The organism is Acidimicrobiia bacterium, assembly GCA_040881685.1.
Classification (GTDB): domain Bacteria; phylum Actinomycetota; class Acidimicrobiia; order IMCC26256; family PALSA-555; genus SHVJ01.
In genome coordinates, this window is sequence record JBBECS010000036.1 from 203,975 (window position 1) to 217,542 (window position 13,568).

General features: G+C 69.3%; 15 protein-coding genes. 12 read left to right on the plus strand and 3 right to left on the minus strand.

The window, feature by feature from the left end; genetic code table 11:
* Positions 1 to 79 precede the first annotated feature (79 nt).
* The 6 genes from ftsZ to WEE69_09330 all read left to right on the plus strand — a co-directional run bounded on the left by ftsZ (position 80) and on the right by WEE69_09330 (position 4,676).
* A complete protein-coding gene (ftsZ, locus tag WEE69_09305; GenBank protein ID MEX1145489.1) occupies positions 80 to 1,165 on the plus strand; it encodes a cell division protein FtsZ in 1,086 nt (361 codons plus the stop codon).
* Positions 1,166 to 1,210: 45 nt separating this feature from the next.
* A complete protein-coding gene (locus WEE69_09310) occupies positions 1,211 to 1,927 on the plus strand; it encodes a polyphenol oxidase family protein (protein ID MEX1145490.1) in 717 nt (238 codons plus the stop codon).
* Complete coding sequence (locus WEE69_09315) at positions 1,924 to 2,589, plus strand: YggS family pyridoxal phosphate-dependent enzyme (GenBank protein ID MEX1145491.1); 666 nt, start codon at positions 1,924 to 1,926, stop codon at positions 2,587 to 2,589. Before WEE69_09310 ends, WEE69_09315 begins: the two co-directional genes overlap by 4 nt.
* 52 nt (positions 2,590 to 2,641) lie before the next feature.
* Positions 2,642 to 3,289 carry a cell division protein SepF gene (gene sepF / locus WEE69_09320; protein MEX1145492.1) on the plus strand — a complete coding sequence of 216 codons (648 nt, stop codon included), beginning with the start codon at positions 2,642 to 2,644 and terminating at the stop codon, positions 3,287 to 3,289.
* 25 nt (positions 3,290 to 3,314) lie between these two features.
* Complete coding sequence (locus WEE69_09325) at positions 3,315 to 3,557, plus strand: YggT family protein (GenBank protein ID MEX1145493.1); 243 nt, start codon at positions 3,315 to 3,317, stop codon at positions 3,555 to 3,557.
* Between the two features lie 93 nt (positions 3,558 to 3,650).
* Positions 3,651 to 4,676, plus strand: a complete 1,026-nt coding sequence (locus tag WEE69_09330) for a DivIVA domain-containing protein (GenBank protein MEX1145494.1) — start codon at positions 3,651 to 3,653, stop codon at positions 4,674 to 4,676.
* Positions 4,677 to 4,685: 9 nt separating this feature from the next.
* Here WEE69_09330 and ileS read toward each other — a convergent pair whose 3' ends face one another.
* A complete protein-coding gene (gene ileS / locus WEE69_09335; GenBank protein ID MEX1145495.1) occupies positions 4,686 to 7,799 on the minus strand; it encodes an isoleucine--tRNA ligase in 3,114 nt (1,037 codons plus the stop codon).
* Between the two features lie 64 nt (positions 7,800 to 7,863).
* Here ileS and WEE69_09340 point away from each other — a divergent pair, with 64 nt between their 5' ends.
* Complete coding sequence (locus WEE69_09340; protein ID MEX1145496.1) at positions 7,864 to 8,214, plus strand: DUF167 domain-containing protein; 351 nt, start codon at positions 7,864 to 7,866, stop codon at positions 8,212 to 8,214.
* A gap of 161 nt (positions 8,215 to 8,375) precedes the next feature.
* Here WEE69_09340 and WEE69_09345 read toward each other — a convergent pair whose 3' ends face one another.
* Positions 8,376 to 8,699 carry a hypothetical protein gene (locus tag WEE69_09345; protein MEX1145497.1) on the minus strand — a complete coding sequence of 108 codons (324 nt, stop codon included), beginning with the start codon at positions 8,697 to 8,699 and terminating at the stop codon, positions 8,376 to 8,378.
* Between WEE69_09345 and WEE69_09350 the strand changes: the two genes are divergently transcribed.
* The 5 genes from WEE69_09350 to WEE69_09370 all read left to right on the plus strand — a co-directional run bounded on the left by WEE69_09350 (position 8,692) and on the right by WEE69_09370 (position 12,935).
* A complete protein-coding gene (locus tag WEE69_09350) occupies positions 8,692 to 9,201 on the plus strand; it encodes a TraR/DksA C4-type zinc finger protein (GenBank protein MEX1145498.1) in 510 nt (169 codons plus the stop codon). The genes WEE69_09345 and WEE69_09350 overlap by 8 nt on opposite strands.
* Positions 9,182 to 9,673, plus strand: a complete 492-nt coding sequence (lspA, locus tag WEE69_09355) for a signal peptidase II (GenBank protein ID MEX1145499.1) — start codon at positions 9,182 to 9,184, stop codon at positions 9,671 to 9,673. The genes WEE69_09350 and lspA overlap by 20 nt, the downstream gene beginning before the upstream one ends.
* A complete protein-coding gene (locus WEE69_09360; GenBank protein ID MEX1145500.1) occupies positions 9,670 to 10,623 on the plus strand; it encodes an RluA family pseudouridine synthase in 954 nt (317 codons plus the stop codon). The genes lspA and WEE69_09360 overlap by 4 nt, the downstream gene beginning before the upstream one ends.
* Before the next feature lie 222 nt (positions 10,624 to 10,845).
* Positions 10,846 to 11,544 (plus strand): response regulator transcription factor, encoded by a 699-nt coding sequence (locus tag WEE69_09365; GenBank protein MEX1145501.1) that lies wholly within the window; start codon positions 10,846 to 10,848, stop codon positions 11,542 to 11,544.
* Entirely contained in the window at positions 11,541 to 12,935 is a 1,395-nt protein-coding gene (locus WEE69_09370; protein ID MEX1145502.1) for a HAMP domain-containing sensor histidine kinase, read from the plus strand. The genes WEE69_09365 and WEE69_09370 overlap by 4 nt, the downstream gene beginning before the upstream one ends.
* Here WEE69_09370 and WEE69_09375 read toward each other — a convergent pair.
* The gene (locus tag WEE69_09375; protein ID MEX1145503.1) at positions 12,905 to 13,333 is read right to left on the minus strand and encodes an Rrf2 family transcriptional regulator; all 429 of its coding nucleotides are present in this window, start codon (positions 13,331 to 13,333) and stop codon (positions 12,905 to 12,907) included. The two genes, WEE69_09370 and WEE69_09375, sit on opposite strands and share 31 nt — an antisense overlap.
* Between the last annotated feature and the right edge of the window lie 235 nt (positions 13,334 to 13,568).

Consider the following 13,568-nt stretch of genomic DNA (forward strand, 5'->3'; position numbering starts at 1 on the left):
GGGGGCGCAGAGCGGCTCACCGGCCCACCCCGCACCGCGGGGTGGTACCCCGAGTGAAAGCGGAAGGACGACCGAGATGCTGGGGGAACCGCAGAACTACCTGGCGGTCATCAAGGTCGTCGGTGTCGGCGGCGGCGGCGGGAACGCGGTCAACCGGATGATCGACGCCGGCCTCAAGGGTGTCGAGTTCGTCGCGGTGAACACGGACGCGCAGTCCCTGCTCATCAGCGACGCTGACGTCAAGCTCGACATCGGCCGCCAGCTGACCCGTGGGCTCGGCGCGGGCTCGGATCCCGAGCTCGGGCGTCAGGCCGCCACCGACCACCGCGACGAGATCGAGGAAGTCCTCAAAGGCGCCGACATGGTGTTCGTCACCGCTGGGGAAGGCGGCGGCACGGGCACCGGTGGCGCTCCGGTCGTTGCCGAGGTCGCGCGCTCGCTCGGTTCGCTCACGATCGCGATCGTGACGCGACCCTTCAGCTTCGAAGGCCGCCGGCGATCGGTGCAGGCGGATGGCGGCATCCAACGACTGCGCGCGGTTGTCGACACGATGATCGTCGTTCCCAACGATCGGCTGCTCGAAGTGGCCGATGAGAAGTCGTCGTTGCTCACCGCGTTCAAGATGGCCGACGACGTGCTGCTCCAGGGTGTACAGGGCATCGCCGACCTGATCACCACGCCAGGCCTCATCAACACCGACTTCGCCGACGTGCGCGCGGTGATGAAGGACGCGGGGAACGCGCTCATGGGCATCGGCACCGCCTCCGGCGAAGGTCGCGCGCTTTCAGCAGCACGCTCGGCGATCTCGAGCGTGCTGCTCGAAGCCAGCATCGAGGGCGCACGCGGCCTCTTGCTCAACGTGGCGGGCCCGTCCGACCTCGGTCTCTTCGAGGTGAACGAGGCGGCTGAGGTGGTCAAGGAGACGGCCCACCCGGATGCCAACATCATCTTCGGTGCCACGATCGACGATTCACTCGGCGACGAGGTCCGCATCACGGTGATCGCGGCGGGATTCGACCGTGCGGGCGAGAGCCGTGAGATCACCCGCCGCACGGAGCCGACCTTGGGGCTCGCCGACGGGCCCGCCCGCGCCGGGTTCGACGACGAGGAAGACGGCAGCAGCGACGACGACGACGACTTCGACGTGCCCGAGTTCCTCCGCTGATCAGGGGCCACCGCACCCTCTGCTGAGGCACCGGTCGGAGCTTCGATGATCGAGCTCGTCTTGGGGCGCGCACGCGCCGTCTGGACTGACCGGCGCGGCGGAGTCTCGGAGCCGCCGTACGATCGTGCCAACCTGTCGTTGCGGTGCGGCGACGACACGGCTGCTGTTCTGGAGAACCGCGGGCGTGTGGCCGACGCGCTGCGCGTCGAACCGCCCGAGCAGTGGTGGTGGCTCGACCAGGAGCACGGCCGGACGGCCGTGGTGGCAGCTGGCCCGCCGCCACGCGAAGGCGTCGTGGCTGACGCGGCAGTGACGACCCAGACCGGCGTGCCGCTTGTCGTGCTCACGGCTGACTGCGCGCCGATCGCGCTGGCGTGTGATGACGCGGCCGGCGTGGTGCATGCCGGTTGGCAGGGCTTGCTGGCCGGCGTCATCGAAGAGGCGGTGGCGACCCTGCGGGCGATCGGGAGCGGTGAGGTGCAGGCTGCGCTCGGACCGTGCATCCATCCGGCGCGATACGAGTTCGGTCCTGCTGAGCTCGATCGTGTGATCGCACGGCTCGGACCGAGCGTGGAGGCGCGCGCGGCGAGCGGTTCGCCGGCGCTCGATCTTCCCGCTGCGGTCCGGCTCGCGCTCGAACGCGCCGGGGTCACTGCGTTCACGGATGTGGATGTGTGCACGTCGACTTCGAGCAACCACTTCTCCCATCGCCGCGACGGTGAGACCGGGCGCCAGGGTCTCGTGGTTGTCCTCGACCCGTGAGCGGAGCGGCGGCGTCGGTTGAGGCGAACGTCGCATCGGTGCGAGCGCGGATCGCCGACGCGGCGCGCCGCTCAGGGCGTGATCCCGCTGAGGTGACGCTGGTCGCCGCGACCAAGACCGTTCCGGTCGAGGTGCTGGCCGCCTTGGTTGCCGCCGGGGTCGACGACCTCGGTGAGAACCGGGCCCAGGAGCTGCTCGCGAAGGCGTCGGTGCTCGCTGACGAGTCGGTTCGACCACGCTGGCACTTCATCGGGGCGTTGCAGCGCAACAAGGTGCGAGCGTTGGCTCCGTGGGTCGACCTGTGGCAATCGGTCGATCGGGAGCTCGTCGGGATTGCCGTCGCGCGTCAAGCCCCAGGTGCCCATGCGCTCGTCGAGGTGAACCTCGGAGACGAACCCACGAAGGCCGGTTGCGCGCGCGGTGAGGTCCCCCGGCTGGTTGACGTGCTGCGCGAGCTCGGCCTGAGCGTGGATGGCCTCATGACGGTGCCACCCGCGGGGTCCGACCCGCGCCGTTGGTTCGCGTCGTTGGCCGACCTTGCCGCGCGCGTTGAAGTCCCCGATCTTTCGATGGGGATGAGCGAGGACTTCGAGGTCGCCGTGGAGGAAGGCGCCACGATCGTGCGTGTCGGTCGCGCCCTTTTCGGACCGCGAGCCGTCTGACCAGCGCCGCAGGATCGTCGCGGAGCGGGGGTACTCTGGCCACACGGAGGGCGTGCAACTGCCTGCACGCGATGGTGTGGCTTCCTTGTGGCGCCGTGCGATGGTCTATCTGGGCCTTCAAGACGATGAGGACTATTCGTACGACCAGTACGGGTACGCCGCGCACGACGAAGACCCGTATGCCGGCGACGACCCGTACACCGGCGATGCGCGCCCGCCCGGGCAGGGTGGTGGCCCCGACTACGCAGAGGTCGGTGCGCGCGGCTTCCCCGAGACCCGCGACGTGCGCCCAGTCCGAGAGGCGCCGGCGTCGCCCGCGCGTGAGTACGGCGAGCCCGCGGTGCGCCCGCTCTCGCGTGACGAGCCGCCGTCGGGGGTGACCGTCACCAAGCCGGCGGTGGTGCGAGCCGTGCCGACGTCGGCGGCGCGGGTGCACGTGGTCGAACCTCACGGGTTCAACGACGCGCCGGAGATCGGCGACCGGGTCAAGGACAACCAGGCGGTGATCCTGAACCTCCAGGATGTGCCCCGCGAGCTTCAGCGCCGTCTGATCGACTTCAGCAGCGGTCTCGCGTACGCGGTCGGTGGCTCGATGTCACGAGTTGCCGATGCCGTGTTCCTCGTCACCCCTCTGAACGTTCACCTCTCCGAGGAGGAGAAGGAGAAGCTCAGGGGCCGCGGCCTGTATCGCCGCGACTAGCGCGAGACAAGGGCGGGTGCTCTGAGTGCAAGAGGTCCTCTGCAACGTCATCACGGTCTTCATCGTGCTGCTGTTCGTGCGGGCGGTGCTGTCGTGGTTCCCCGTCGAGCCGGGGTCGTTCCTGGCCCAGTTGAACGAAGTGCTGATCCTCCTCACCGACTGGGCCGTTCGCCCGCTGCGCCGCATCATCCCCCCGGTCGGGATGCTCGACATGTCGTTCCTCGTGCTGACGTTCGGGTTGTTCATCCTCAGGGGTGCGATCTGCTGAGACGGCGACCGCTGCAGTCCCGAGAATCGTTGCAGTAGCGGAGCGAACAGCCTCTTCGAACCGACTCGCCCGCTGTCACTAGCATTGTTGGCCATGGCAACCATGGACATCACGCCGCAAGAGCTCCGCGACATCGAGATCCGCGAAGCTTGGCGCGGGTACCACCGCGACGACGTCGACGAGCTGCTCGAGCGAGCTGCCGCGACGATCGAGCAGCTCGAGATGGAAGTCACGCAGGCGCGCTCGCGCGGCGGCGGTGCTCCGCTCGCGGCACCCGCGCCGATGGCCGCACCCGCCGCCCCGCAGCCCGCACCGGCGATGGTCGCCCCTCCGGTCCGTACGCCGGAGACCGATGTCATCCAGCGCACGCTGCTGTTGGCCCAGAAGGCCGCCGACGAAGCGGTCGCAGAGGCGAAGGCCAAGGCGAGCGAGATCCTCACGGAGTCAGAGGAGCGCGCGCAGCAAGTTGTCGCCGAAGCCGAATCCAACGCGCGGCGCATCGCCGACGCAGAGAAGGCGCGCCTCGAAGAGGACATTGCCCGTCTGACCGAAGCGCGTGACACGCTCACTGCCGACGTCGACGCGCTCGAGCGGTTCGAGCAGGACTACCGCGAGCGCCTGCGCCTTGCGATCCAGGCGGAGCTGGAGCTCCTGGAGGCGAGCGTGGCAGGCGAGGGCCGTCCCGAGCTGCACGAGGTGGATCTGCCCGACAGTGGGCCGTCCTGGTCGGCGTCGCAAGAGGGTGTCGCGCCCGTCGCGCCCGTCGCGCCCGCGCCGCCGTCTGCCGCGGCACCGAGCCCGACGCCGACCGTGCACATCGAGGCGGTTCCCGCATACGAGGCGGCCACGGCCGAGCCCGACTGGGATCCGGCACCCGCCGGGGGTTGGAGCGACGCGCCTGCCGCGGGCGACGACCGCACCGACCTCGGACTCGCCGTCGAAGATGACGACGACGTCGTCCCTCAAGGCGACAGCCTCGATGACGACGCGTTCTTCGCGTCGCTGCGCGAAGCCGTGCGTGACGACGCGCCGCTCGGACCGGCGCGTGAAGAGGACGCCGCCTACTTCGACGAGGACGATACCGAGGAGCACCGCCGCCTGTTCAAGCGTCGCCGCTAGCAGCTCACCTCAGGCTTTCTGCACCACCACGCGGCACTCGGCATCGCCGACGGTCAGTGTCGCCGTGGACGCATCGCCGGCGTCCTCGATCACGTCGAAGGTCACCGCGAGCACCTCGGCCATGATCCAGTCACGGTGCTCCAGCGCCGCCTCCGCGAGCTCCCCGGAGCAGTGGAGCGCCACCCGGATGCGGTCAGACAGCTCGAGGCCCAGCTCCTTGCGGTGGTCGTTGATGGCACGGACCAGCTCGCGCGCCGTGCCTTCCCGTCGCAGCGCGCCATCCACGGTGGTGTCGAGGGCAACGGCAACGCCTGACTCCTGCACGAGGACGAGCTCGTCGTGCGCGGTCGCTCGGACATCGAGGTCGTCGGGCCCCAGCTCGAAAGTCTCACCGTCGATGTCGAGGCGATAGCAGCCGTCTGCCTCCAGCGCGCGCCGCACCGAATCGCCTTCAGCGGACGAAAGGAGCTCTTTCGCCCGCGGCATGCGTGAGCCGAGCCGCGGCCCGAGCGTCCGAAAGTTCGGGACCACCGTGAACTCGAGCAGCCCTTCGAGGTCGTCGAGGACGTCCACGGTCTTGACATTGAGCTCGTCGGCGATCTCGGCCTTGAGCTCCTCGGTCAACGAGGCGTGGTCGGGCAGCAGCACGAGTGCGCGCGGGAGGGGTTGACGCACCTTGAGCCGTGCTTCGGCGCGTGCGGCGCGGCCCAAGGTCACGACTTGGCGCGCCTGTGCCACCGCGTTTTCCAGTGCGGGGTCGATTGCACCCTCGTCGACGGTCGGCCAGTCGGCGAGGTGCACCGATCGCCCTGCCCCTGCGAGGTTGCCGTACACCTCGTCCGCCATGAAGGGACAGAACGGCGCGAGCAGCTTGGTCACCGTGACGAGGCACTCGTACAGCGTGGCGTGGGCCGCGGGATCGGTGGACTTCCAGAACCGTGACCGACCGCGACGCACGAACCAGTTGGAGAGGTCGTCGACCATCCGCTCGAGCTCCTGGGCGGCCCTCAGGGCGTCGAAATGCTCCAGGGCAGTGGTCACGTCGCGCACGGTCGAGTGCAGACGCGAGCGTGCCCAGCGGTCGAGCACATGCGACGGTGCCGGCGCACGTGTTGTGCTCGGCTCCCATCCATCGAGGTTCGCGTACGTCACGAAGAAGGAGTACGTGTTCCAAAGGGTCACCAGGAAGCGTCGGGTGGCTTCGTCGATGCCCTCCTCGTACACGCGCCGACTTGTCCACGGAGAGCCTGCCGAGAAGAAGTACCAGCGCAGGGCGTCGGCGCCGCGCCTCCCCAGGATGGACGACGGGTCGATGGCGTTGCCGCGCGATTTCGACATCTTCTGTCCATCGCGATCGACGATGTGGGCGAGGCAGACCACGTTCCGATAGGGGGAGTGTCCGAAGACCAGCGTGTTCACCGCGAGCAACGAATAGAACCAACCTCGGGTCTGGTCGATGGCCTCACAGATGAAGTCGGCGGGGAAGCGCTGCTGAAAGAGCTCGTCGTTCTCGAATGGGTAGTGCAGCTGAGCCGCGGGCACCGCACCCGAGTCGAACCACGCATCGAGCACCGGCTCCACCCGCTGGGCCCGCCCGCCGCACTGCGCGCATTTGATCTCGATCTCGTCGACCATCGGTCGGTGCAGGTCGAGATCGCCGAGATCGCGACCGGCGAGAGTGGCGAGCTCGTCGCGTGAGCCGACACAGGTGTCGTGTGCACAATCGACGCAACGCCAGAACGGCAGTGGCGTCCCCCAGAACCGGTCACGCGAGAGCGCCCAGTCGACGTTGTTCGCGAGCCAGTCGCCGAAGCGCCCGTCCTTGATGTGCTCGGGGTGCCAGCCGATGGTCGCGTTCTCGCGCAGCATGTCGTCGCGGCGCTCGGACGTGGAGGCGAACCACGTGGGCTTGGCCCAGTAGATGAGGGGAGTACGACAGCGCCAACAGTGTGGGTACGAGTGGGTGTAGTTCTCGACCTGTTCGAGTCGCCCCGCGTTCGCGAGCGCGTCGACGATGTCGGGGTCGGCATCCTTCACGAAGCGGCCCGCGTACGGCGGCACGGTCGCGTCGAACCTGGCCGCGGCGTCGACCGGGTTCAAGAGGGGGAGCGCTTCGCGCTCGCCGACCTCGCGGTCGACCTCGCCGAACGCGGGCGCGAGGTGCACGATGCCGGAGCCATCCTCCAACGTCACGAAGTCGGCCGCCACGACCCGCCAGGCGTCGAGGTTCGCATCGGCCGGAAGGAACTCGAAGGGGCGCTCGTAATGCAGCCCGACGAGATCGTTGACCGCGACCGGGCCGACTATCTCGGTGTCTTCCCCGAAGATCGCGCCGACACGTGCCGCAGCCAGCACGACGTCGCGCCGACCCGAGCGCCCACGGACGCGTACGTACTCGACGTCCGGACCGACTGCCGCGGCGACGTTCGAGATGAGCGTCCACGGCGTGGTCGTCCACACCAAGAGATCGAAGTCGCGATCGACGACGGGGAAGCGAACGTAGATCGAAGACTCGGTGATGTCCTCGTAGCCCTGCGCCACTTCGTGACTCGAGAGCGCAGTGCCGCATCGCCCGCAGTACGGCACGACCTTGAAGCCCTCGTAGATCAGTCCCTTGTCCCACATCGTGCGCAGGTGCCACCAGACGCTTTCGATGTACTCGTTGCTGAGCGTCCAGTACGCGTTCTCGGTGTCGATCCACATCCCGATGCGCGTAGTGAGTGTCGACCAGGCGTCCACGTAGCGATGCACCGATTCTCGGCAGCGTTGGTTGAACTCGGCGATGCCGAACTCCTCGATGTCACGTTTTCCCGAGAAGCCGAGCTCCTTCTCGACCTCGAGCTCTACAGCGAGCCCGTGGCAGTCCCATCCACCTTTCCGGGGGACGTAATGGCCGCGCATCGTCTGGAACCGCGGGTACAAGTCCTTGAACGAGCGGGCCCAGAGATGATGCAGACCGGGCAGGGCGTTCGCGGTTGGCGGACCCTCGTAGAACACCCACTCCGGCGCGCCCTCGCGCTGTCGTAGGCTCTCGGCGAACACGTCGTCGCGCGCCCATCGCGCGAGCACGCGCTCCTCGAGCGCAACGAGATCGAGGTCGCGGTCCACCGACTCGAAGGCCACCGCGGGAGCGTATCGTGCAGGTTTCGAGCCACCCTTCCTCATATCGACGTTCACTTGGAGTCATATGCCGGTCGCGCCCGATCTTGTGACGACAGACGGCGACGCCGTCGTTGTCGCAGTGCACGTCCAACCGCGTGCCGGTCGGACCGCGGTCGTCGGTCGTCACGGCGACGCGTTGAAGGTGCGCGTCGCGGCGCCGCCCGTAGATGACCGTGCCAACGAGGCGACGATCGCACTGCTGGCTGACGTCCTCGATGTCCCCGCGAGCGCGATGAGCGTGGTCGCAGGCGCACGGTCGCGGATGAAGCGAGTGCGCGTGCAGGGCATCGACCATGAGACCGCTGTGGAACGAGTGGAACGAGCGCTGGAGCTCGCCGCGGAGCCGCCCGGCCCTCGGCAGCGGCGGCAGCGCTGAGACGCAGCGGAGCCGTGCTCGGCTCGTTGATGGGGGCAGAAGGAGGGGCTACGCTCCCACGCTCTCCCGGGGCCGGTTCGGCCCATGCCCGCGACCCGAAGGGGATCCAGGATGCCGGGGGCACCACGTAAGAAGGCGACCGCGCGACGCGCCACATCGCGTCAGGCCTCGAAGACCACCAAGAAGACGGCGCGCCCGGCAAAGCCGGTGCGCCCGTCGAGACCCCCCGCCAAGAAGGTCGCGAAGAAGGTCACCAAGCAGGCGAAGTCGACCAAGTCGACCAAGTCGACCAAGTCGACCAAAACGGGGAAGATCACGAAAGCTGCGAAGACGACGAAGTCGGCGAAGGCGATTGCCCCGAAGCCGTCGCCCAAGTCCGTTGCGAAGGCCAAGGCGGTCGCCAAGCCGGCCAAGGTCATGAAGGCCTCGGCGAGTGCAACCAAGGCGGCCGCGCCGGCGAAGGCGGCGAGGCTCCCCGTGGTCACGAAGGTGCCGGCGGCGCGCCTCCCAGGCGCAGTGGGCGCGGAGTCCTCGCCGGTCAAGGCCCTGGCGGGTCGCAAGCGAACCGTGATCTGCGAGCTGTCCGGATTCGAGGTGACACCAGGAGCCCCTGCGCTGTCAGCCAAGACGCTCGAGCGCCTTCGACAGAAGCTCGTGGCGGAGAAAGAGCGGTTGCAGAACCAGGCCGAGGAGCTCGCGGCGGAGGCCGAGCAGCTTGCGGCCGAGCGCGAGGCTGGAGACACACAGTTCGACGAGGAGTCTGGCGAGGGCGACACCGTCAACGTCGAGCGTGAGCGGGATCTCCTGCTCTCGGCCACGGCAAGGCAGGTGGTCGAGGAGATCGACGAAGCGCTCACGCGCATCAAGAAGGGCAGCTACGGAGTCTGCAAGCCCGCCGGCCGAAAGCTCCCGCTCGAGCGCCTCGAGGCGATCCCATGGGCGAACGTCTGCGTCGACTGCAAGGCGCGTGCCGAACGCCGACGCTAAGCCGCGTGTCGATTCCGCTCGCGTCGCGGCCGCGATCGTGGCCGTGGTCCTCGCGCTCGATCAGGCGAGCAAGGCGTGGGCGGTGGCCGAGCTCGACGACGGACCGGTCTCGATCATCGGGACCGATGTCGAGCTTCGGCTGAGCTTCAACTCAGGCGGAGCCTTCAGCCTCTTCCGCGGCTTCACGCCGTTGCTCGCCGTGCTCGCCATCGTGATCGCGGTCGTGCTCGTGCGGGCGGTCCGGCGCACCGACGACAGGTGGACGCTCATCGCCCTCTCTCTCGTGCTTGCCGGTGCGGTCGGCAACCTTGCCGACCGCGCGTTTCGATCACCGGGCTTCCTTTCGGGGCACGTCGTCGACTTCGTGAAGGTCGGCTCGTTCCCGACCTTCAACGTGGCCGACAGCGCGATCACGGTCGGGGCGGTGGTCCTCGTCGTGCTCGCCTTCCTGCCGCGCGCACGCGCCCAATGAAGGCAGAGCCACCGGAACGGCTCGTGGTGCCGGCGTCGCTGGCGGGGGAGCGCCTCGACCGCGCGCTGGCGTTGATCACCGGATGGAGTCGACAGGCGGTGGCCGACCTCATCGGGGCAGATGAGGTGCTCGTCGACGGCCGACCGGTCGCTCGAAGTCTCCGCCTCGCTGGCGGTGAGACCGTCGAGCTGCTGAGCGAGCCTGGTGTGAGCGCGCCGCCGACTGGTGAGCCGGTCGCCTTCGAGGTGCGGCACGCGGATCCAGACGTGCTGGTCGTCGCCAAGCCCGCGGGCCTGGTGGTGCACCCTGGTCCTGGGCACGAGCACGGCACGCTCGTGCACGGTCTGCTGCACCGGTACCCCGAGATCGCGGGAGTCGGTGATCCCGCGAGGCCCGGGATCGTGCATCGCCTCGACCGCGACACGAGCGGCTTGCTGCTCGTGGCCCGGTCGCCGGTGGCATACGACACACTTGTACGGGCGATGGCCGCCCGCGAGATCGAGCGCCAGTACGTCGCCCTCGTATGGGGCGTCCCGGACGCGCCACGGGGCGTGATCGATGCGCCGATCGGGCGCTCGGTTCGCCGCCGCACGCGCATGGCGATCCGCGCAGCTGGGCGCGCGGCGCGCACCGGATACGAGGTGCGTGAGGAGCTCGACAACCGTCGGTTTGCGCTGCTCGACTGCTCACTCGAGACGGGTCGCACCCATCAGATCCGCGTGCACCTCTCGTCGATCGGTCACCCGGTCGTCGGTGACGCGACCTATGGGGGTTCGCGTGCCGACACCGGCGTGGAACGGCCGTTCCTGCACGCCGCAGCCCTGTCGTTGGACCATCCGGTGTCTGGTGAGCGCGTCGAGGTGCACGAGCCGCTCCCCGAGGATCTGGAGGCCCTCCTGGGCCGGCTGCGGGGGTCCGCCTCGCCCGGCAGTGTCGGAGTGGCGGGGTAGTCCTCCGACACCGCCGGGGAGCCGGTTTCGTGGGCACCCGGGCAGCACCGATCGGGGCGGATCCTCGCCTCGACCGTACGCCCGGCCAGGCAAGGGGCTTCTCCGGTCCGCACCAAGAACAGGTAAAGATCGCGACCCCACCGCGCCGACGCTCCGAGAGGCGAGAAATCGCGCCACACGGGACGTGGGGGGCGCCGAGGCGCCGTGAGCGGAGGGTGGACGATGCGGGTGCTGCTCGTCGAGGACGACGACACCATCGCGTCGCCGTTGCAGCGGGGACTGGCCCGTGAAGGGTTCGTCGTCGAGCGCCACGAGACCGGGGGCGGTGCGCTCCAGAGCGTCCGCGATGGCGCCAGCCCGGCGGTGATCCTCCTCGACCTCGGATTGCCCGACATGGACGGCTTCGACCTGTGCCGGGCGTTGCGCCAGACGACGGACGCTCCCGTCATCGTCGTCACGGCCCGGGGCGACGAAGTCGACCGGGTCGTCGGGCTGGAGCTCGGGGCTGACGACTACGTCGTGAAGCCATTCGGGCTGCGCGAGCTCGTGGCGCGCATCCGCGCCGTCGCGAGGCGCTCGTCCGTGCCCGCGGCGCTCCCGTCGATGCCGTCGCGGTTGGTGGTCGACCGCCGCACGCGTGAGGTCGCGTTCGACGGACGGGACATCGCCCTCACTCCGAAGGAGTTCGACTTGCTCGCGCTCCTCGCTGCTGATCCCGGCGCGGTGTGCACGAGGGAGCGGATCCTGGACGAAGTATGGGATCCGCACTGGTACGGGCCGACGAAGACGCTCGACGTCCATGTATCGAGCCTCCGCCGCAAGCTGGGTGACCCCTCGCTCGTCGAGACGATCCGTGGAGTCGGGTACCGGCTCCGCGAGGGCGAGGGCGCGGCCGCGCCGCACGCTGTCGCTGGTCAATGAGGCGGCGCCTGCTCTTCAGCTACTTGTCGCTCACGCTCTTCGTGCTTCTCGCGCTCGAGCTGCCCCTCGGCGTCTCGTTTGCCAACGCGGAACGCCGCCGCTTGGTCGGAGACGTGCAGACCGAGGCGTTCGCCGTCGCGCTGCGCGCCGACGAGGCATTGACCGCGTTGCGCAACACCGAGCTCGCCGAGCTGGCGCAGCTCTTCCATCGACGCACCGGGCACGGCGTCGTCGTCGTGTCGCGGGCCGGTGCGGTGCTCGCAGCCGCGGGTCGGGGAGAGCCTGCGGTCGGCGCGGTCGTGACCGACGAAAGCACCCTCGGTGTCGCACTCAGAGGTCGCCAGGCGACCCGTGATCGCAGCGTCGCCGGGGACGACCATCTCGCCACGGCCGTTCCGGTTCTCGCCAGCGACGATGTCGTCGGTGCGGTGCGCGTGTCCTCCTCGCTCGATGTGGTCGCCGAGCGAACACAACGAAACTGGGTGTTGCTGGCGGCGCTCGGAGGCGTGGTTTCACTCGTGGTGCTGCTCGTGAGCGTCTTGCTCGCGCGCTCCTTCACCCGACCGCTGGCCGCGCTCGACGCGGGCGCCGCCCGCCTCGGGCGCGGTGATCTCCGCGCGCGAGTGCCGGTACCGGATGACCCGCCCGAGCTCCGCGGCTTGGCGGAGTCCTTCAACGCGACGGCCGAGCAGCTCGAGACGCTGGTGCGGTCCCAGCAGACGTTCGTTGCCGACGCGTCACACGAGCTCCGGACGCCCCTCGCCGCGCTGAGCCTGCGGCTGGAGAATCTCGAAGCCGAGGGTGGAGACCGGGCTGAAGACCTAGACGGCGCGCTCGCCGAGGCTCACCGACTCTCGCGACTTGTCGACGGCCTCCTCACGCTGGCGCGCGCGGAGGACGCCGCTCGGGCCGCGACCGAGATCGCGATCGCCCCGCTGGTCGCGTCCCGGATCGACGCGTGGGATGTGGTGGCTGCCGAGCGCGGCGTCATGCTGCGCTCGGACGTGGCCGACGTCTGCGTGCGAAGCGCGCCGGGGCGGCTGGAGCAGGTGCTCGACAACCTGTTGAGCAACGCGCTCGACGTTGCCCCCGCCGGCAGCGAGATCTGGATCGAGGGCCGCTTCGACGGCGACGAGGTGGTCGTGCAGGTGCGCGACGCGGGGCCCGGGATGACGGCGGAGCAGCGGGCGCGCGCGTTCGATCGGTTCTGGCGGGCGGCGCCGGCGCGCAAGGACCGAGGAGGATCGGGGCTGGGGCTGGCGATCGTGCGTCGGCTCGTCACCGCCGACGGCGGGACCGTAGCGCTCGAGCCGAGTGCTGAGGGCGGCCTGGTGGTGATGCTGCGGCTCGTGGGGAGCCGTCAGGCGATCGCGGCGCCGGGCATGCGGTGACCGACGCGGGTGCGCTCGACGAGGTCGGCGAGCGTCACCCGTTCCAGCACCAAGCGCATCTCGTCGGACACGCCCACCCACACCTCCTGGAGCACGCAATGACCTTCACAGTGGTCGTGCTCGCCCACGAGAGCCGTGAGGGGTCCGTCGACCGCCGCGAGGATCTGCGCGAGCGTGATGTTCTCGGCCGGACGCGCCAGCACGTAGCCGCCACCCACGCCGCGCTTCGAACGCACCAGCCCAGCACCTTTCGCCGCGAGCAGGATCTGCTCGAGGTAGGGCTGGGGGAGGTTCGTGCGCTCGGCGATCTCCTTGACCGAGGTCGGCTGGTCGGAGTCGTGCAACGCGAGCGACAGCAGTGCTCGCGCCGCATAGTCGCCCCGTGTCGAGACCTTCACCGCGTTCATGGTCGCGCGCCAGCCGGCCGCCTGCGACACAGCTCGGTCATACCTCTCCTCTCTGGGTCGCTCCGTTGCGTGCCGGGACCACTCTGCTGGTCGACTCCGCAAGCTCCGTCTCCTGGGTACCCGTCCCGCGGACGCTTCGCTCTGCTTCATGGGTCGCTCCGCTACGGGCCGGGGTACCCGTCCCGCGGACGCTTCGCTCTGCTTCATGGGTCGCTCCGCTACGGGC

What these genes read in the sequence shown, in the direction of transcription:
- WEE69_09310 (MEX1145490.1), top strand. Translation starts at nt 1,211, where the DNA reads ATGATCGAGCTCGTCTTGGGGCGCGCACGCGCCGTCTGGACTGACCGG.
- WEE69_09330 (MEX1145494.1), top strand. Translation starts at nt 3,651, where the DNA reads ATGGCAACCATGGACATCACGCCGCAAGAGCTCCGCGACATCGAGATC.
- WEE69_09340 (MEX1145496.1), top strand. Translation starts at nt 7,864, where the DNA reads ATGCCGGTCGCGCCCGATCTTGTGACGACAGACGGCGACGCCGTCGTT.
- WEE69_09360 (MEX1145500.1), top strand. Translation starts at nt 9,670, where the DNA reads ATGAAGGCAGAGCCACCGGAACGGCTCGTGGTGCCGGCGTCGCTGGCG.
- WEE69_09365 (MEX1145501.1), top strand. Translation starts at nt 10,846, where the DNA reads ATGCGGGTGCTGCTCGTCGAGGACGACGACACCATCGCGTCGCCGTTG.
- WEE69_09370 (MEX1145502.1), top strand. Translation starts at nt 11,541, where the DNA reads ATGAGGCGGCGCCTGCTCTTCAGCTACTTGTCGCTCACGCTCTTCGTG.